General features: G+C 65.3%; 14 protein-coding genes. 6 read left to right on the forward strand and 8 right to left on the reverse strand.

Annotated features, from left to right (window positions below):
• Positions 1 to 76: 76 nt before the first annotated feature.
• The 3 genes from ACT6VE_RS19435 to ACT6VE_RS19445 all read left to right on the forward strand — a co-directional run bounded on the left by ACT6VE_RS19435 (position 77) and on the right by ACT6VE_RS19445 (position 4363).
• On the forward strand, positions 77 to 961 hold the full coding sequence (locus ACT6VE_RS19435) for a glycosyltransferase family 2 protein (RefSeq protein WP_444800158.1): 885 nt from the start codon (positions 77 to 79) through the stop codon (positions 959 to 961).
• A gap of 72 nt (positions 962 to 1033) precedes the next feature.
• The gene (locus ACT6VE_RS19440) at positions 1034 to 2563 is read left to right on the forward strand and encodes a lipopolysaccharide biosynthesis protein (protein ID WP_444800159.1); all 1530 of its coding nucleotides are present in this window, start codon (positions 1034 to 1036) and stop codon (positions 2561 to 2563) included.
• 6 nt (positions 2564 to 2569) lie between these two features.
• Positions 2570 to 4363: an alpha/beta hydrolase gene (locus ACT6VE_RS19445; RefSeq protein ID WP_444800160.1), complete on the forward strand. Its 1794-nt coding sequence runs from the start codon at positions 2570 to 2572 to the stop codon at positions 4361 to 4363.
• A 4-nt stretch (positions 4364 to 4367) separates the two neighbouring features.
• Here ACT6VE_RS19445 and ACT6VE_RS19450 read toward each other — a convergent pair whose 3' ends face one another.
• From ACT6VE_RS19450 to ACT6VE_RS19470, 5 genes are read right to left on the reverse strand one after another with little or no spacing between them, the layout of a single operon-like run.
• Positions 4368 to 6812, reverse strand: a complete 2445-nt coding sequence (locus tag ACT6VE_RS19450; protein WP_444800161.1) for a beta-mannosidase — start codon at positions 6810 to 6812, stop codon at positions 4368 to 4370.
• Positions 6813 to 6823: 11 nt separating this feature from the next.
• Positions 6824 to 7777: a DUF1839 family protein gene (locus tag ACT6VE_RS19455; RefSeq protein WP_444800162.1), complete on the reverse strand. Its 954-nt coding sequence runs from the start codon at positions 7775 to 7777 to the stop codon at positions 6824 to 6826.
• Between the two features lie 2 nt (positions 7778 to 7779).
• Positions 7780 to 8694, reverse strand: a complete 915-nt coding sequence (locus ACT6VE_RS19460; protein WP_444800163.1) for an amino acid--[acyl-carrier-protein] ligase — start codon at positions 8692 to 8694, stop codon at positions 7780 to 7782.
• 4 nt (positions 8695 to 8698) lie between these two features.
• On the reverse strand, positions 8699 to 9871 hold the full coding sequence (locus ACT6VE_RS19465) for an acyl-CoA dehydrogenase family protein (protein ID WP_444800164.1): 1173 nt from the start codon (positions 9869 to 9871) through the stop codon (positions 8699 to 8701).
• Positions 9868 to 10122, reverse strand: a complete 255-nt coding sequence (locus tag ACT6VE_RS19470; protein WP_444800165.1) for an acyl carrier protein — start codon at positions 10120 to 10122, stop codon at positions 9868 to 9870. Before ACT6VE_RS19470 ends, ACT6VE_RS19465 begins: the two co-directional genes overlap by 4 nt.
• Before the next feature lie 372 nt (positions 10123 to 10494).
• Here ACT6VE_RS19470 and ACT6VE_RS19475 point away from each other — a divergent pair, with 372 nt between their 5' ends.
• Positions 10495 to 12555, forward strand: a complete 2061-nt coding sequence (locus tag ACT6VE_RS19475) for a GumC family protein (protein WP_444800166.1) — start codon at positions 10495 to 10497, stop codon at positions 12553 to 12555.
• 10 nt (positions 12556 to 12565) lie between these two features.
• Positions 12566 to 13900 (forward strand): UDP-phosphate alpha N-acetylglucosaminyltransferase, encoded by a 1335-nt coding sequence (locus ACT6VE_RS19480; RefSeq protein WP_444800167.1) that lies wholly within the window; start codon positions 12566 to 12568, stop codon positions 13898 to 13900.
• On the opposite strand, the gene ACT6VE_RS19485 is transcribed toward ACT6VE_RS19480, so the two are convergent.
• Positions 13847 to 14899, reverse strand: coding sequence for a glycoside hydrolase family 5 protein (locus ACT6VE_RS19485; protein WP_444800168.1), 1053 nt, complete (start codon positions 14897 to 14899; stop codon positions 13847 to 13849). The two genes, ACT6VE_RS19480 and ACT6VE_RS19485, sit on opposite strands and share 54 nt — an antisense overlap.
• A gap of 17 nt (positions 14900 to 14916) precedes the next feature.
• Positions 14917 to 16119, reverse strand: coding sequence for a glycosyltransferase family 4 protein (locus ACT6VE_RS19490; RefSeq protein WP_444800169.1), 1203 nt, complete (start codon positions 16117 to 16119; stop codon positions 14917 to 14919).
• Between the two features lie 256 nt (positions 16120 to 16375).
• On the opposite strand from ACT6VE_RS19490, the gene ACT6VE_RS19495 reads away from it, so the two are divergent.
• Positions 16376 to 18175: an ABC transporter ATP-binding protein gene (locus ACT6VE_RS19495; protein ID WP_444800170.1), complete on the forward strand. Its 1800-nt coding sequence runs from the start codon at positions 16376 to 16378 to the stop codon at positions 18173 to 18175.
• A gap of 51 nt (positions 18176 to 18226) precedes the next feature.
• Here the strand turns inward: ACT6VE_RS19495 and ACT6VE_RS19500 are convergent, their stop codons facing one another.
• Positions 18227 to 19495, reverse strand: coding sequence for a glycerate kinase type-2 family protein (locus tag ACT6VE_RS19500; protein WP_444800171.1), 1269 nt, complete (start codon positions 19493 to 19495; stop codon positions 18227 to 18229).
• Positions 19496 to 19603 lie beyond the last annotated feature (108 nt).

Genomic DNA, 19603 nt, shown 5'->3' on the forward strand with positions numbered 1-19603 from the left:
TTTCGTAGACAAATTGCAGGAACGAGCAGAAGACCGAAGGGTCGTCGCCGCCATCGATTGTTGCAAGGCCTTCTCCATGTTTCCGGATGATCCGGTTTTCCTGATATCGATGGTTGTCGCCACGCTCGGCCGTTCAAACGAGCTCGAGCTGCTGTTTGCGTCGCTTGCCGCGCTCGGCCGCCGTGATTTCGAAGTTATCCTCGTCGATCAGAATGCCGACGAGCGCCTTGCGCCGATCGTCTCGCAATGGCAGGACCGCCTCCACATCCAGCATGTCAGGACCGACCGCGCGGGCGTCTGCCGGGCGCGCAATCTCGGAGCCTCCAAGGCCACGGGCACCTGGCTGCTCTTTCCGGATGACGACTGCTGGTATCCGGCCGATCTGCTCCAGCGTTTCGAGGCGATATCGCAGACGGTGCCGGCCGATTTCTATTGCGGCCGAGCGGTCAATGCCGAAGGCGAAACCATCATGGGCCGCTTCGAACTCTCGCCAAGCCCGATCGAGCGCGAAAACATCTGGACCACGCTGATCGAATGGATGCTGTTCGTGCGCCGCTCCGCCTTCGAGAAGGCCGGCGGCTTCGATGATCGCATCGGCCCCGGCTCCGGCACGCCCTGGGGGGCCTACGAGGTGCAGGACCTCGCCTTGAACCTGCTGTCATCAGGTGCGCGCGGTCACTACGACCCGTCGCTCACCGGCCACCACCCGGATGATCGCCTCCAGGCGGCAACGCCCGACGGCGCGCACAAGATGCGCGTCTACGGCGCCGGCCTTGGCTATGTCATGCGCAAACACGGCTATCGTTTCACCGACTACCTTCCGCATCTTCTGCGCCCGCTTGCCGGTATTGCCGTCTACACGCTGACGGGGCGTCCCGCACTTGCCCGCCGCTCGCGGGAAATCCTGGCCGGCCGCTGGTCCGGCTGGCGCGCCGCCCCTGCCGGAACGACGATATCTTAAGGGTTTCGTCCTAGGGTGCCCGCTGTATGGCCGCGAAAAATCGCCGGCCGCGTACGGTGAATGGAACGGCCGATGAGCAAGGGCATCATGTCCAATTCGATCATGAATGCGGCAGCAGGCATGCTGTTGCTGGTGACCGGATTCGCCTGCTCGATCCTTGTCGCGCGCCTGCTCGGTCCGGAAGCCAACGGCACCATTGCCTTTGCCCTGTGGATCGGCGCGACGGGTTCGCTCGTCGCCGAGCTCGGCACCGGCGTGCTGCTGCTGCGCCTCCTGCCGCAGCTGAAGGCACGCGGCGTCGACGATGCGGGACGGCGTGGCTTTGCCGCCTATCTGGCGCTGCCGGTCATCGCCTCCACCATCATTCTCGTGGCGCTCTATTTCGGCGTTTCCTTCAAGACCGAGCTGCTCTACGGCACCGATGTGACCACCGGCATCATCGTCCTGACGGCGGTGCTGCTGTTCATCCAGTCGGTCGGCTCCTTCTCGAAGAATTTTCTGATCGGCGAACAGCGCCTCGGCACCTTCTTCCGCATCACCGCGCTGTCCTCGCTTCTCCAGTTCGTCTTCGTCGTCGCAGGCGCCATCGGGTACGGCATCGCCGGCGCACTCGTCGGCTACATTGCCGGGCAATGTGTGCAGTTCGTCTACACGCTCGGCCTGTTCGGGGTCCGCCGCGACAATGCCGGCTATCGCCGGCGTTATCTGCTGGCCAATTCCGCCGTGCTGTTCTTCGAATTCGCCGTCAGCGCGGTCTTCCTCAACCGGCCGGAACTGTTCTTCCTGCAGCATTTCCAGACGCTCGGCGAAGTCGGTTATTATGCCGTCGCCCTGTCGCTCGCCAATCTCGCGCTCCAGCTTCCCGTGCAGCTGACTGGAAGCCTGCTGCCGTTCTACGCGGAGCGGCGGGAGGCATCGGGCGGCAGCGTGCATGCCAGCATCTTCGACGGCGTGGTGCGCAGTTTCGCCTATATCACCTTCCCGCTCTGCTTCGGGCTCGCGGCCATTGCCCATCCGCTGGTGACCGCCGTCTACGGCGCGCCCTTCGCCGAGGCCGGGCTGATCGTCGCGATCCTCGCCGCCGGCTCGCCGGCCTATGTCTTCGGCCAGCTTGTCACGCAATATCTCTATTCCATGGACCGGGTAAAAATCCGCCTGGTGGCAAGCGGCGTCGGCGCGGCCCTGATGGTCATCGGCCTGTTTTTCGTCGTACCGGTTGCCGGTGGAGCGGGGGCCGCGGCGGTGCGCGGCGTCGTCTTCGCCATCATGGTCGTGCTGCTGCTGACGGGCGTCGGCCGTGGCGCCATGTCGGCCGGCCTGTCGGTCATCGTGCTGAAGGTGGGCGTTGCCGCCGCCGGCTGCGGCCTTACGGCCTGGCCGATTGCCGAAAAGATTGGCGGATTTACCGGCGTTGTCATCGGTATCCTTGCAGGGGCTGTCGCCTACGGGGTTCTGCTGCGCCTGCTGAAGGCAGTGCCGCCGGAGGATGGGGCCGTCATCGACAAGATGCTGGAGCGCCTGCCCATGAAACCCGGCCGGATCGCGCGCCGGCTGCTAGCCCTCGTGGTGCCGCCACCACTGTCCCAGCCGGTCGGAGAGTGAGACACCATGCTGCGCGGGGAGACCAGGCAAGACGATATCGAGCAGCATGACGCCGCACCCCGCTGGCGCGCCGGGGAGGCAGCCCTTCCCGTGACCTTCGAGGGCACGGTCGGCCTCTACACGCCCGCTGCCGCCACCACACCGCCCGCGGATGTCGCCGTGCTCTTTCTCAGCCCCTGGGGTTTTGAGGAAATGTGCACTCGAAAACTCTGGCGGATCATCGCCGAGCGCGTCGCCGCTCACGGCGTCGCCAGCCTGCGCTTCGATTATCCCGGCACGGGCGATGCGCTCGATACGCCTGACGAGCAGAGCCTCGAGACCTGGTCGCAGGCCATCCTGGCGGCCGCGCGCAAGGTGCGCCGGCTTTCCGGTGCCGCTCGCCTGATGCTGGTCGGTCACGGCCTTGGCGCGACCTTTGCGGCAAAGCTCGGCAAGGCGCTCGATACTGAGGCGGCCGTGCTGATGGCCCCGGTGGTCAGCGGCCGCTTCTATCTGCGCGAACTGGCCGCCTGGTCGAAGATGGTGGATGAGGGGCTCGGCCTGCGATCGGAGCAGCGCATTGCCGGCCGCGTCGCCATCGCCGGGCTGGTCATGCCGGACCAGGTCGCCGAAGCCGTCAAGAGCTTCAGCATCGACCGGCTGGATGCGCTGCCGTTTGCAAAAGCCCTGGTGGTCGCGCGACCCGCCCGCGAAAAGGATGCGGCCCTTGCCGCCCATCTTTCCAGCCTCGGCGCCGACGTCGCCAGCATGGACTACGCCGGCTACGACGATCTCGTCTCCAACCCCACTTTGGCGCACCAACCGCAGGCGGTCATCGATGGCGTCGTCCAGTGGATCGCCGACGTGGCCAAGGCGGGCGGACGCGCGCGGGCCGCGACGGACCACGTCGCTTCGGCGCCGCTGACGGGCGATGGCTTCGTCGAAGAGCCGTTGCGTTTCGGCGAAAACAACCGGCTGTTTGGCACGCTTTGCGGCCCGCGGGGGCAGCGCCATGGCGCGACCGTTCTGCTGCTCGGCACCGCCTATGACCGGCAGGCCGGCTGGGCGCGAGGCACGACCGAGACGGCGCGCTACCTTGCACAGCACGGCATCGTGTCGCTGCGCTTCGATGCCGCCAATGTCGCCGACAGCCCGCCAGCACCAAACGCGCCCGAACAGGTACAGTACAGCGAGACGCAGCTTGCCGATGTCCGGGCGGCGATGGATTTTCTCGTGTCGCGTGATCTCGCGCCAGTCCTTCTTTCGGGCCGGTGCAGCGGCGCCTATCTTGCCTTCCGCGCCGCCGTCACGGACGAACGCGCGGCCGGCGTCGTGTCGGTCAATCCCTTCACCTTCCGCTGGGATCCGGACATGTCCGTCGACGAGGCGCTCAGGGCCAATCCGCGCTCGCTTGACGATTATCGCCAGCGCGCCTTCGACCCCGCCACCTTCCGGAGGCTGATTTCCGGGGATATCGACCTGCGCCGCGCAGCGGCCAATGTCGGCGTGCAGATTGCTCGCCGCCTTGCCGTCATCGCACCCCGCACGCTCGGTCGTTTCTCCCGCTTCGGCCGCTTGCGGGGCGATACACAGGCGGATTTCCGCCTGCTTGCGAAACGCGAAGTGCCGGTGCTGCTGGTCTACAGCGAGGGTGACGTCGGGCTGGAGCGGCTGAAGCTCGATTTCGGCCGCACCGGGCTGGATGGCTATCACAACGTGGCGGTCGAGATGATCCCCGATGCGGATCACAATCTCTCCCCGCCGCACGCCCAGGCTGCCTATCGCGCGCTGCTGCTGAAAGCTGCCCTCAAGATCGCCTGATTTTTTAGAACGAAAGCAGGGCCTCGACGCCGACACCGCCGATCGTGCCGGAGGGTTTTTTAACCGGATCTGCATCGAGCGGCACAAGCCGGATGGTCTTCACGCCGCCCGGTGCCAGATGGAACCAGTTGTCCGAAGGCAGAAAACCGTCGACTTCGATTGCGACGGACTGGGCGAAACGGTCCGTTGAAAGCTCGAGGCTCCAGCCTTCAAGGCTTTCGAGGAGTGTAGCGCTGATCGCCGGAGAGGTCATCGCCTCCGCCCGGCCGCGCGGAAAATGGAAGGCATCCGCGACGACCGTTCCTGCCGCATCGATCAGCCGGCCGACCGTCACGTCATGGGAGGGCGGGCCGAAACGGAAGGCATAGGTCGTGTCGAAGAAGGCGCCGAACAGTGCCGTTGCCGACACGGTCTGCGCCGAATGCGGGGCGAGCGAGATCTCGCGCCGGCCGCTGACGACCGGCTGACGGCCGTGCCGCAGGCAGGAGAGCTCCAGCGTCAGGGATTGTTCGTGCGCGCTGTCGTTGATCGCGTGCACGTCAAGCCCGTTGGTGCCCTCGTCGGACAGCGTAACCTGCACCGGCCGGAAGGCGCGGCGCAGCGCATGCCAGGCGGACTTCGGCAGGCCCGTGGCATCCACGATGCCCCAGCCCGCGCCGGGCAACAGGTCCTGAAACGTCCAGACGAGCGCGCCGTTGCAGGTGGACTTTTCGCGGCGCCATTCGGCGAAGGTGGCCTCCATCACCTCCGCCACGACGGCACGGGAGAGATCGAGATAGCGGGTTGGGTCCTCGCGGCGCAAGCGCGCCGGGTCGTGGCCATAAAGCAGGCCGAGATAGTGGTCGCGCACATCCTCGAAGTCCCAGGAGGCACCGCGGTCGCGCGGCACGCGCGCCTTCCAGCGCGGATCATGCACAGGTGGTACCGGCAGGTGCGCATCGAGCGTCTGCTGTTCCGGCACGTTGGCAAAGGCGAGGCTTTCGGCGGCAAAGCGCACCTCGGCGCGGCGCGCATCCTCCAGCGGCCGGCAATAGGCGCCGACGCCGTAATAATGCGTGACGCCGACATTGGGCGAGAAGGGCATCGCCCCACCAACAGGCGAATTTTCGATATAGGGCACATCCGGGCGGTGCGCCGCGACGAGGGCGGGCAGGATGTCGAGCGTCAGCGGCCCGGCCCAGGCCGTTTCCGGCAGGCCGAGCATCGCCGCCTGCTGGTCGATCTCGCTGCCGCCGCAGAGCACGGCAAGCGACGGCGAGGCGGCGGTCGCGTCGAGGAACTGCGCGACCTCCATGCGGACGTTTTCGACAAAGGCCGGATCGTTCGCCGGGTAATCAAAATTGGCGAACTGGAAATCCTGCCAGACCATCAGGCCGAATTCGTCGCACAGCGCAAAGAAATCCGGCGTCTCATAGGCCATCGTGCCGCCGATGCGCAGCATGTTCATGCTGGCGTCGGCAGCAAGTTTCAGCAGCGGCGCGTAGCGGTCGCGCGTGCCCGGCAGGTCGACGATATCGGCAGTGGTCCAGACGGCACCGCGGCAGAAGATTTTGGTGCCGTTGACGCGCAACGCAAAATCCCGGCCGTCCGCGCCGCGGTCGATCTCGATGCGGCGAAAACCGGTGCGGCCGAGTTTTTGCCGCACGCCATCCACCACGAGCGAGATATCGTGCAGAGCCGGCGTGCCATGCGTGCGCGGCCACCAGGCTTCGACCTCGGGGATGGTGAGGCTGGCACTGAAACTGCGGTCTCCGTTCGCGATCGCTTCGACGGTAACGCCGGCGCATTCCACCATGGGCGCCGTGGCACTGTCGAGCGTGAAGCCGATCTCCAACTGGCCCTTGCCGTTTTCATGAAGGCGCGCGGAGAGACGGATATCGGAGGCAATAGCGGGCGTCGGCCGCGACAGGCGCACCGGCCGCCAGGGGCCGGCGGCATGGACCTCCGGGCACCAGCCCGGCATGCGGCCAAGCAGCGTGGTGCGCACAAGGCGCAGGCCCTGCGGCGTGATCATCTGCGGCCGCCAGCGGGCACGGGGGCCGCGCTTTTCGAGATGCGGTTTTAGCGCACGGAAGCAGAGGGCGAGCCGGTCGTTGCCGGTAAGCGTCACGGGCAAGGCATGGCGCACGAACATGCTGTCGGAGGAAAGCACAAGCGCCCCGTTCCACCAGATCTCGGTGATCGTCGCGAGACCATCGAAATGCAGCACGGCGTCACCCGGCGCTTCGCCCGAGAGGTCGAGCACGTACCAGGCGTCGAGATGGTCGAGCGGCTCGGGCGCGGTGCGGTCGAACCTGCCGGCGCGTTCGAGGGCGCCGGCAACCGTGCCGGGCACGGGGGCATCCAGGACATCGGAAAGGTCTTGCAGCGCGGCGAGGTCAGCGGCAGCGTTGGCCGCTGTCAGGGCCATGCGCCAGCCGGTGGAAAGCGCCTTTCCGATCTCGGACATTCCGTCTTCCTTCAGTCGATGCGGGCGGCAAGGCTCGACATCAAAGTATCCCATGCCTCGATCGCCGGGTCGAGCGCCGTCGCCAGCGGATCGAACTTCCGGCGCGTTACCGCGCGGGCGAGCTGGAACTGCACGGACTTCGCCGTCTCGGAAATTTTTCGCGCGGCGTCGCCGCCATCAAGGCCCAGCCAGTCGAGATGGCTGCCGGCCAGCTCGAAATTGGCGCCGAGCTGGCGCAATGTGTTGAAGGCGTATTTGTGGAAGAAGCCGAAGGGTCGCTCCGCCACGGCCTCGACCTGCTTTGGAAACACCTTCGCGAAGGCCGCAACCGGGTTTTCCGTTGGACGCCGGCCGAAATGGAAGGCGAGCAGGCGTTTTGCCTCGCGGCGCAGATGCGCGTCGTCGGCCCGCTTTTCCGGGAACCTGGCGAATTCCGTATAGGGCAGGAAGGGAAGATCGTCCGGGCCGTTGTTCAGCTGGAACAGGCCGTCGAAATCCTCGCCTTCCAGCCGGAAGAAGCCGGCATTGTGGAAATAGTCGAGCTGCTTGTTTTCGAGATCCAGCCGGTTGATCGCGACCGTCGTCTTGCCGTGCTCCTGGCGGTAGGCAACGCCGCGGGTGTCCGGCATGAAAAAGCTGTCCATCTCGACGAGGCAGAGGCGGCCGCGGGCGATCTGGGTCGCGACGTGGCTCTCGACCTTGTCGAAGATGGCGAGTTCCGTCGCGCGGATGCCGTAGAGCGTTTCGAGGTCTTCCAACGGCACCTTGAAGAAGGTGAATTGGTCGCCCTCGAAATCCTGGGTCAGCGAAAAGCCGAGCATCGCCTCGGGATGGGTGCCGAACGCATTCAGCACCTCGATCCAGAGGTCGACGTAACAATTCGTCTCCGGCCACATGCGCTCCGCATCGTGCAGCGCGTGCGGCCTATGGGTCTCGGGATTGGCCCCGGCGAAGACGGCAGCCATGTTCAGTCCTGATATCCCAGAACCTTGCGGACATCCGTCGGCCAGGTTGCGATATCCATGCCGTGGCGGGCGAAGAGGGCGAGCGCGATGCGCTCCAGGCCGAAGCCGACGCAAGCGGTGTGCGCGACGTCGCCGTTTTCGAGGTTGAGGCCCCACTTCGTGCCAAAGGCGTCCTGATGGTAGTTGAAGCTCATGCAGGCCGTCGGCTTGGCGGCCGAGGTGACCGGGATCAGCAGTTCGAACTTCAGGTTCTGGTCACGCTGGTTGTTGGCCATCATGCGGCCGGCGCGGCCGAAGAACGGGTCGTTCGCCACGTCCATCGTCACGTCGAGGCCAACCTTGGCCATCATCTCCAGGCCGCGGTCCATCCAGGTCTGGCGGAACTCGGTCACATGCTCCTGCGTGCCCATGCAGACATATTCGCGCATGCGAAAAAGCTGCTGGCGGGCCGGGTCGTTGGAGGGCTCGTGGCGGAAGCAATAGGACTGCAGGTCGTAGAGACCGCCCTTGGCCGGCAGGCGGCCGCGTTTGGCGATCGTCGGATAGAGCGGATAGCAGGCGGCCGGCGTCAGCACGATGTCGGTCGCCTTCTGGTCCTTCGTCCAGTCGCCACCGACTTCCATGCATTGCAGCAGGCTCATATGGTCGAGATCGGCGCCGCAGAAGGCGTGCACGGTGCCAGCGAGCTGCGGAAAGCTCTTCATGTAGCCGGAGGTCTCGAAATGCGCGCGGTTCATGCCGGGCGGAAAGCGCATGGCTTCCGCGCCGTCGGGGCCGCCATAGACGTCGATCAGCCGCTCGAAGCGGGCGATGACGTCCTCGAAGGCGCCGCTGCGGCCATAGAGGCCTTCGACGCCGGTATCGATGAGCAGGCCCGAATCGAAGAGCCTGTCGAGAAGGGAGGTCTGCATATCCATGGTGTCACCCGATCAGGCTGGTGTCCTGCTTGTGGACAAGCAGGAGGTTTGACGTGTTGCCGAGGATGCGGTCGTTGGAAATCATCAGCTGGGCGGAATGGGCATCGCGCAGGTGCCGGCCGAGGCTGAACGGCGTGCCGTTCTTGTAGCCCATGATGCCGACGATCAGCATCGCCTGGTTGATGATGGCGAGGATCGTTTCCGAGGAGGCGATCTTCACGTTGTTCATCGCGACCGCAAAGCCCATCGAGGACAGCTTGTCCGGATCCGCCTTGGCGGCCTCGTATTCGCGAAGGCCGGCGATGGTGTTCGACTTGACGAGCTGCAGCAGGTTCGAGGCTTCCGCGAGGCGCAGTGCGCCGGGCGGTGCGACACCGGGGCTCTTGCGCGCGGCGGCGCGGACGAAAGCCTGGGCGCGGGAAACCGCGTTGACGGCGATGCCGTACCAGACCGCACTCCACAGCAGGTGCGAGGTGGCGAGCATCGACTGGGCGGCGATCTCGGCGAAGGGTTTGGGAAGGATCTGTTCCTTCGGTGCTTCGCCCTTGAACAGCCAGCCGTCCGAGCAGGTGCCGCGCATGCCGAGCGTATCCCAGACATGGGTCTGCTCCAGCGTGTACTGGTCCTTGGTGAAGACGGTCATGACCTGGTCGGTCGAGGCGGCGTCGGCGTGCGCCCGCGACGTGATGAGGATCGCGTCGGCATGCGCGCCGTAGGAGATGACGGTGGCGTCCTTGGTGAGGCGGCAGGTGTCGCCGTCGACCTCGATGGCGCAGATGCTGTTGCGCAGGTTGCCGCCGATGCCGCCTTCCGTCGTTGCCGAAGCGAGCAGCAGCTGTTCGTCGGAGACCCGGCGCATGAAAGTGGCGTGCCAGGTGTCGCCGGCGCCGTGCGAGACGACGCTCGACAGCTTGATGTGGTGCATGGCGAAGACCATGGCGGCCGCCGAGCAGCTCTGGCCGATCAGCGAACAGGCTTCGGCGATCTCGGAGACCGAGGCATCCTCGCCGCCGAGGTTTTTGGGGATCTGGATGGAGAGCAGCCGTTCGGCGATCATCGCATCGACCGCTTCCCGGGGGAAACGACCTTTGGCGTCCACGTCGTCGGCATGCACTGCGGCCACGGCGGCGACGCGCTGGGCGCGTTCCGCAAGGCTCGTACCGACGGTCATGGTCATTCGGCCGCCTCCGCATTGCCGGTCAGACCTTCGACCGCCCGCGTGATCGCGGCGATGCTCTGGAAGGACTTGCGGTTCAAGAGATTGTCGGGAAACTCGACGTCGAAGGCTTCCTCGATGCCGAGCATCACCTGTACGGAGGCGAAGGACGACAGGCCCGCCGCATAGAGATCGGCATCGTCGGCCAGCGTCTCGACCGGCACCGGGAGACCGCCGTGTTTGCCCAGAATGTCACGGATCTTCTGCTTCATGTTGTTCTCCATCGCTTTGTTTGTCGTTCACGGCCGGACAGCGGGCCGTCGTCGTATTCTTCCGCAAAAACATAACCGACGGTTGATAAGATCGGCTGAAGGGACATGGATAAGATTCGGTGAAGCGCTTCGGCCACCTGATCGGGCGTGGGACGCTGTTTTGCGCGACCCGCTAAAGAAAGTCTGACCGACGTTTGTTTTTCAATGGGTTGCGCGGGATTGCAGCTGTCCCATGCTGATACGCGCCCACCAAATTGAGGCTTTGTTAACCATATCCTGAGAATGTGCGACCTAGCCATCGCGTGACCATTGCGCCGTGGCAGAGCATCATTTCAGCAGGCTGGTTGCCAGAGGCGGCCGTTCAGGCGTTCCATGGACATAGATATTTTTCAGTTGCCGGGAATTGTACTGAAGAGAATCCACTATGTGATTCTCTGCGCGCTTGCCTGTGCCGTGCTCGCGCTCGGCTTCGTGATGACGCAGAAGCCGTTCTATCGCTCCACGGCGGAAGTTTTTGTCGATATCCAGCGCGGCCCCGTCGTCGGTACGGATACCGGCGGCACGATGAACATGCAGCAGCTGATCGGCAGCCAGCTTTTCCTGTTCCAGTCGCGTGAAGTGCTGCGCGACGTCGTCAAGCGTCTCGACCTCGAGAAGGACCCGTATCTCACGGGTGGGGGCGGTGGCCTCGTCTCGAAAATCCTCGGGCGCAAGCCGCCGGCGGGGGACGCGACCGACGGCGCCGTCGATGCCATCCTCGAAAACCTGCTGGTCGCCCGCAACGGCGACACCTTCGTTTTCACCATCCAGATGAAGCACCGCGATAGCGAAATGGCCGCGAAGATCGCCAATGCCATCGCCGAAAGCTACCTGCGCATCGCCGACACGTCGCGCCTCGACGTCAATCTGCGTACCTCCAGGACCATCGAGGAGCAGACGGAAGAGCTGCGCAAGCGCGTGCTCGATGCCCGTGCCATGGTGGAGAATTTTCGGGCCGAGAACGGCCTGTTGACGACCGGTGAGCAGGGGCTCATCGCCGACCAGCAGCTTGCCGCGCTCAATCAGCAGTTGATCGCCGCCCGCCAGCAGGTCGAGCAGCAGAAGACGGCCTATGACCAGGCGCAACAGCTCAACATGTCCAACGTCGAATCGGGCGCCATTCCGGAAGCCCTGCAATCCACCGCACTGACGGGGCTGCGCAGCCGCTATTCGCAGATGCTCGACCGTCAGGCGGAGCTTTCGGCCAATCTCGGCAATGGCCATCCGCAGATGAAGGCGGTGCGCTCGCAGATCGCCAGTATCCGTGGCGCGATCGAAAAAGAGCTCGTGCGCATTCGCCAGCTCTCGGCCAACACCTATCAGCGGGCGCAGACGAACCTCGCCTCGGTGCAGAAGCGCTTCGATGAACAGGCCACGGCGACGGGCGACAATGGCAACGTGCGTTACCGCCTGGCGCAGCTCATCAGCGAGGCGGACGCGATCGACACCGTCTACAAGTCGTTCCTGACGCGCGCCGAGGAACTCGGCCGCCAGCAGGGTCTCGGCAACGGCAATTCGCGCATCATCTCGGCTGCCACGCCGTCCGGCAAAGCCATCCAGGCGCCGAAACTGCTGGTGCTCATCGCCGCCATTCTCTTCGGCACGGCCGCCGGTGCGGCGCTCGCCGTGGTGCGCGAACTGTTCGGCGGCACCGTGCGTTCGGAAAAGGACCTCGTCACGAAGACCGGCGCGCCCGTCATCGCCGTCATCGAAAACGAGAATGCCGGCCGCAGCGAAACCCGCTGGAGCGACAAGTTCGCCCGCGTGGTGCCGTTCGGCCGCGATGCGGCACGGCATGACGCGACACCGCGCGTCTCCGGCCTCACACGCGCGGCACATCTGCTCGACGCGCAGTTCGAGCCGGGGGTTCCGGTCACCATCGCCGTGCTCTCCGCCGGCAGCGCCGGCTACGGCAATGCCGCACTCGGCATTGCCCGCGAATTGCAGATGCTCGGCCAGGACGTGCTGTTTTCCGACGGCGAGCTTCGCCGCGTGGCGCAGAGCCCGCTGCGCGCAACCGGCTCGGTGAAGATCCGCACCGATTTCGCACGGCCCTCCGGCGAGCGGCATTCGCGCGGCCACGCCCAGACGCTGGAAGACATGCTGCATTTCCGCCGCCTCGGCTCCGGCGGGCTGCGCAAGGTCGCGGCCCTCTCGTCGGCCCGCGTCAGCACGTCCTTCCGCGACGAAGCGGCCGATTTTACGATCATCGACTGCTGCGGCACGCCGGCCGAAGCGATCCTTCCCGCCGTGCTGCGCCATGTCGACGGCATCCTGGTCGTCTCCGCCATCGGCACGACCGGCAGCGAGGCGCTCTCGGCGCTGGTCTCCGAAATCGCGCCATGGCGCGACAAGCTGGTCGGCAACATCCTTATCGGCGACCGGGCCGCCTGAGGAGATCGAGATGGCGGCGCGGCAAGCCTATGCAGGACATCCCGGCTCCGGCGGCTTCGTCCGTCATGCCGTGCCGGCGCCTGACAAGGCGGATGGCGGTTTGCCGCTTGCCATGCGGCTCTACCGGTTTCTCGCGATCATCACCGTGCTGGGCGCGCTGGTGTTCAACCCGTTCCTCGCCTTCGTCAACACGCGCATCATGGGCATGGCCGACAGCCATGTGATGCTGGCCGAACTGGCGATCGTCGGATGCGCCTTCATCGCCGCGATGACGCGAAAATCCGGCCTCTACATCTTCCTCGCCGTGTTCTTCACCTACATGGTCTTCCTGTTCATGCTGCGCGGCGGCGCGGTGAACCCGAAGCCGATCCGCGACATCCTCATCCCGCTGGTCTTCTATTTCATGGGCCGGCGCATCGCCGACCTGAAACTCTGCGACCGGCTGGTGGTGGCAAGCGCCGTCATCGTCGTCGTCTTCGGTCTGTTCGAATATCTCTTCCTCGAAACCTTCCTCGAATATTTCAACGTGATCGGCTACTACCTCGCGCGTGGTTCCGTGACGCTCGACCAGACCTTCGGACAGACCAAGGGCCTGTTCATCTCCGGCCAACGCCCGGAAGCACGCACCATCCTGCCCTTCCTCGGCCAGCACCGCGTCTCCTCGGTGTTCCTGGAGCCGGTCTCCATGGGCAATTTCGCGGTGATCATCTATTCCTGGGCGCTGTTTCGCGGGCAGGCCTTCAAGGGGCGTTGGCTCACCTTCCTGCTTGCCTTCACCGTGGTGGCGCTGGCGGATGCGCGTTTCGGCCTCTACACCTGCGTGCTCATCACGCTGCTCTACCCGTTCTATCAGCTCCTGCCGCGCATCTTCTGGAGCGTGCTGCCCTTCCTGCTGCTGGCGGTGCTGGCGGTCTATGGCGTGACTTCGGTGGAGGGTGGCGGGCCGAACGATCTTGCCGGGCGTTTCGCGGTGACGGCGCATATCCTGACGCAGCTGACGATCGGAGTCGTGCTCGGTATCGAAACGACCAGCCAGTTCGTCTCGGATTCAGGCCTTGCCTATTCGTTGGTGGCGTTCGGCCTCTTTGGCTTCATCATGCTCTGGAGCCTGTTCGTGCATGCACCGGTCGTCCATGCGAAGGCGTGGAAATTCCACTCGATGGTCATCGTCTACATGCTGCTTCTGATGCTGATCAGCGACTCGTTCTATTCGATCAAGACGGCCGCGTTGATGTGGTTCATCCTCGGCAGTTCCAATGCCTTCGACCACGGCAAGGAACTGGCGACGCTTTTAGCGGCGAAGCGCAAGGCAGCTGCCGGGCCGGGCCGGCAGGTTGCCGCCTGAAACGAGGGCTGCGAGCTGCGGCCGGTCGCCCTCGGCGGTCGGCTGGATGTTGAGCGGCTCCGTCGCCGGCCACCAGTCGCCGGCCGCCCAGTAGGTCCAGCCGGTCCAGACATCCGCTTCCTTACCGATCAGCGCCGTCATGCGGGTTAGCCCGTCCAGGCAGGCCGGATTGGCCGATGCACCGAACTCGCCGAGAAAGCCGCGCTTGCCGTTGCGCTTCAGCCAATCGGTGAAATGCTGGAGAGCGCCGACCGCGTCATCCGCCCGTTCGCAGGTGTCGGTCGTGCCGGAAAAATCCTTGTCGAGATATTGATGGACCTCATAAGCATTGTTGTCGGCCGGATCCTCGATACCGAGCATGACGGTGCCGTTTGCGCCGCCCGGCCGGTCGTCCTCCCAGCTGTGCGCACCCGTCCAGATCGTGCCGGGGATCAGGATGAGGTTTTTGGCACCCGTTTCGCGAATTCCGGCGATGGCTGCATTGGCGGAGGCGAGCCATTGATCGGCCGGCACGTCGTGCGGTTCGTTCATCAGGCCGAACTGCACGCCGTCGTCATCCTTGTAGTCCTCCGCAAGACGCTTCCAGAAATCGGCAAAGGCGCTGTTGGGCACCTCGGTCGAGCCGATCTGCTTGTCGCCGTAATAGGCGTAGTTGTGCGGGTCGAGGATGACGGTCATGCCGGCACCGCGCAGCGCCTTGACCGTTTCGGCAAGCCGCTTGCGTTCCGCCTTGTCGAAGCCGCGGCCGAGCCGCGGTTGCAGCCGCTCCCACTTGAAGGGCAGCCGTACGGCATTGAAGCCCTTGCCGGCGAAATAGGCGATCGTCTTTTCCGAAGGGTAGGCATAGTCCTTGTTGTAGGTGCCACGCCCTTCGCCGAATTCGGCGCCGGCGAGATTGATGCCGCGCAGGCATCCAGCGCTCGCCTGGAGGGGAACCGAAAAGGCCACCATGGCTGCCACCAGTCGAAAGAGTGTACCGCTCCGGGATGAGGATCGCATGCCTGTCTCCGTTCGGCTCAGGCGCCGGTCCGCTCCGTGAGCAAGCCACGTGGTTCCTCGCGCCGGCCGTCGCCAAGGGCGGCACGATAGACGTCGACATAGCGATCCGCCACCCGGTCCCACGAATAGGCCGCAGCCGCCTCGATTGCGGCGCGGCGATAGCCGGCCGGGTCGCGCGAAAGCATCGTATAGGCGTCGCCAAGACCTTCGGCGGCAAGCCGTGCGTCGGCAAAATCGCAAAGCCGGATTTCCGGATGGCTGGCCGCAAGATCCGTATAGGCGACGTTCGGATGCAGCACCGGCACCAGCCCCGCCGTCATCGCCTCGATGGCGACAAGTCCAAAACCTTCATATTCCGAGGCCGAGGCGAACAGTGAGGTATCGCCGATCAGGTGGCGCACGGCGCCGTTCGACAGGCCGACATGCACATCGACATTCTTCTCGAGCCCGCGGGCGCGCACCATGGCGGCAAGGTCGTCTCCGGAATGATCACCCGGCACGCCGGCGATCTCCAGATGCCATTCGCGATTACCAGCCACCAGCGGCACCATGGCGTCCATCAGCCGGTCGAGGCGCTTGTTGACGGAGAAGCGACCGATCGTGATCAGCCGGCGGCGCGGTTCGCGCGCGCCGGCATCGGCGAATTTCTGCGTGTCGGCACCGTTGTCGATGCGGGTGACGCGGCGCCCGGCGATGCGCTGGAACGTGCGGGTATCCTGCGCGCTGCACCCGATGATCCGGCGATAGGCGAAGGAGGAAAAACGCGTCGTCGTGTTGAACCACAGCGTCTTGAGGCCGGAAAATTTCGCCGTGTGGAAGAAGCCGCCATGGGTGGTGGCGACGAGCGGCTTGCGATGCAGGAGCCAGCCCCAGGCGAGCGCATCGTAGAAGAAGTCGATCGCGTGAACATGCACGAGGTCGGCGTCAGCGAGATGGCGGAAGACTTTTGGCGCGATCGGGTAGCGCGTGCTGCCGGAGAAGGGAATGCGCACCACCTCGACGCCGTCGATCATCTCGCGGGCGGGCAGGGTCTTGTCCGGGGCGGAAAACAGCCGGTCGAGCGTGACGACCCGCACGCGAAAGCCGCGCGACAAAAGCTGGCGGGAAAGCTGTGCGACGACATCCTCCAGCCCGCCGCGGTTCGGGATGTACTGGCGCACCACCTGCACGGCGAGCGGGGCCGAGGCATTGGCGGAGGAGGTGATGGTTGCTGGGCTCATTCCGGTCATCCGTCGCAAAGGGCTGAAACGCTGCACCCGCACATGGTTCGGGCGATGCCGGGCGGCGTCATCCGCCCTTTCGCGCCGATCAAGGCGCGGGCAACCTTAAGGTGACGTTAAGGCAGGCTTTGGGCGGCGCTTCTTTGGCGAACAGGATTAAGAGATTGCAAGCGCCGGTTCTCCCGGCTAGAGGCGTGAACGTCGCCAGCTCCGGCGTTCGGGCGCGCTACGCCCTTCGAAAACAGGTTCCGATCCCATGACTGCCTCGCCAGTGTCTGCCCCGCTCTCCTCCGGCCAGCGTCATCCGCTCCGGGTGTTGCTGTCGCTTGTCAGCGAGGAAAAGGGCCGCGTGGCGCGGGCGGTCGCCTCGTCGGTCATCAACAAGATCTTCGACGTCATGCCGGAAATCCTGATCGGCACCGCGCTCGACGTGGTGGTGCGCGGCAAGGATTCCTTCGTGGCACAGATCGGCATCACCGATCCGGTGCAGCAACTCACCCTGCTCGGTATCGCGACCTTCTTCATCTGGTTCGGCGAATCGCTCTTCGAATATTTTTACCAGATTCTTTGGCGCGGCCTGGCGCAGGACGTGCAACACCGCCTGCGCATCCTCTGTTATGACCACGCCCAGCACCTGCCGACCAGTTTTTACGAAGAAAACCGCTCCGGCGATCTCGTCGCGGTGCTGAACGACGACATCAACCAGCTCGAACGGTTCCTCGATCGCGGCGCCAACGAGCTGATCCAGACCTTTGCCGCCGTCATTCTCGTCGGCGCGGTCTTCTTCATCGTCAGTCCGCTGATCGCGGTCATCGCCTTTACGCCGGTGCCGGCGATCATTGCCGGGGCCTTCTGGTTCCAGCGCCGCGCACAGGCGCGCTACGACGCGGTGCGCGCACGCGCCGGCGGCCTCGGCGCACGGCTCACCACCAACCTGCAGGGCCTCCAGACCATCCGAGCCTTTGGCGCGGAAGTGCGCGAGACAGCAGCGCTGACGAAGGAAAGCCTCGGTTATGTCGAGGCGAACCGTGCGGCGATCCGCGTCTCGTCGGCCTTCATCCCGATCATCCGCATGGCGATCCTGTCCGGCTTCCTGGCCACCTTCCTGATCGGCGGCTGGCTGACGCTGACGGGGCAGATGCAGGTCGGCGCCTATGGCCTGCTCGTCTTCCTGACCCAGCGCCTGCTCTGGCCGATGACGGGGCTTGCGGAAATCGCCGACCTCTACGAACGCGCCATGGCCTCGACGCGCCGCATCCTGCGCCTGCTCGACGAGCCGCGCGGCGAACCGCATGGCGAGCACGATGCAAAGGTCTCTGGCCGCTTCGAGATCGACCACGTAAGTTTCCGCTATACGACCGGTCCCGGCGGCGTGACCGATATCAACCTCGCCATCCGGGCGGGCGAGACGGTGGCACTGGTCGGCCCGACGGGCAGCGGCAAGTCGACGCTGATCAAGCTGCTTGGCCTGTTCATCCGCCCGCAGAAGGGCCGCATTACTCTTGATGGCGTGCCGCTTGCCGACTGGTCGGGCGAGCGCCTGCGCAAGAGCATGGCGTGGGTTCCGCAGGAAGTGACGCTGTTTGCCGGCTCGATCGCCGACAATATCGCCTATGGCAAGCCGGCCGCGAGCCGCGAGGAGGTCGAGGCGGCCGCGCGAATGGCGGAAGCCGATGGCTTCATCCGCGACCTGCCGGACGGCTACGAAAGCCAGATCGGCGAATACGGCCAGAAACTTTCCGGTGGCCAGCGCCAGCGCATCGCGCTCGCCCGCGCGCTGCTGATCGATCCGGCCATCCTCATCCTCGACGAGGCGACAAGCGCCGTCGACAACGAGACGGAAGCGGCAATCCAGCGCTCGCTCGCCAAGATGAAGGGCAAGCGCACCGTGATCCTCGTCGCACATCGGCTGAGCACCGTGGTTCATGCGGACGCCATTCACGTGATGGACGCGGGCCGCATCATCCAGTCCGGCTCGCATGACAGGCTCGTGGAGTGCCCCGGCCTCTACCGCAACCTGTGGAACATCCAAACGGGGCACGCGGAGGCGGCCTGAGCCACCGTTGTCAAACTCGGCCCCGGTTTACCCGGCTGTCTTCATGCCACGCTACTGGATGAGGATCGCCCGGAAATCGTTGACATTGGTGCCGGTCGGGCCGGGCACGAAAAGGTCGCCGAGCGCGTCGAAGGCGGTCCAGCTGTCGTTGCGGGAGAGAAATTCGGCGGCATCCTTGCCCTGGTCCGCGAGGCGCGCGACGGTGCCCCCATCGGCGAAGGCGCCGGCATTGTCCTCCGAGCCGTCGATGCCGTCCGTATCGGCGGCGAGCGCGGAAAGGCCGTCGAGACCATCCGTGGTGCAGGCGAAAGACAACAGAAATTCGCCGTTGCGGCCGCCTTTGCCCTTACCCTTGATCGTCACGGTCGTCTCTCCCCCCGAGAGGATGACAACCGGCTTCCGGAAAGGCCGATCGCGACGCACCACCTCGGCGGCGATCGCCGCGTGGACGCGACCGACTTCCGCCGCCTCGCCCTCGATCGCATCGGAAAGGATGACGGCTTCGACGCCGGCCTTCCGCGCGGCTTCGGCAGCCGCCTCCAGCGAAACGGCGGCGGAGGCGACGAGCCTGACCTCGTTGCGGGCAAAACAGGCATCGGACGGCAGCGGCGGCTCGTCCTTGCCGTCGCGGATATGGCGCATCACGGCCTCGGGCAGGTCGAGGCGGTAGCGCTCGATGAGACGAAGCGCATCGGCGCGCGTCGTGGCGTCGGCAATGGTCGGGCCGGAGGCGACGAGGGCGGGGTTGTCGCCCGGAATGTCGGAGACGACGAGGGACACCACGCGGGCGGGATGGGCAAGGGCTGCAAGCCGTCCACCCTTGATGCGCGAGACCTGCTTGCGCACGGCGTTCATGGCACTGATCGGCGCACCGGAGGCGAGCAACGCCTTGTTGACGGCGATTTCATCGGCCAGCGTCAAATCACCGGCCGGTGCGGGCAAAAGCGCGGAACCGCCACCGCAGACGAGTGCGACGACCAGATCGTCTGCCGTCAGGCCCCGCACGGCGGCCATCAACCGGCCGGAAGCGAGTAGCCCGCTGTCATCCGGCACCGGATGGGCGGCTTCAAGAACGTCGATGCGCTCGCAGGCCACGGCATATCCATAGCGCGTAACGATGACGCCGGTGAGCGGCGCATCCCACAGGCGCTCGAAGGCGCGCGCCATCTGCGCGGCACCCTTGCCGGCACCGATCACCACCGTGCGGCCCTTCGGCTTTTCCGGCAGGTTGGCGGCCAGCACCTTTTCCGGGTCGGCGGCAGCGACCGCAACGGAAAAGAGGGTTTCGAGAAAGGCGCGCGGATCGGCGATTGGGGGCATGCGGTTCCTCCGGGTCATGCGGGTGGTCGTATTAAACACAGCCCCTCATCCGCAAGCCAGTGCCATCCTCCAAAGCGGAAGTTGGCACGGCGGGATGAGAGGCTGTCT

The sequence above is a fragment of the Shinella sp. genome (assembly GCF_052438155.1).
GTDB lineage: Bacteria > Pseudomonadota > Alphaproteobacteria > Rhizobiales > Rhizobiaceae > Shinella.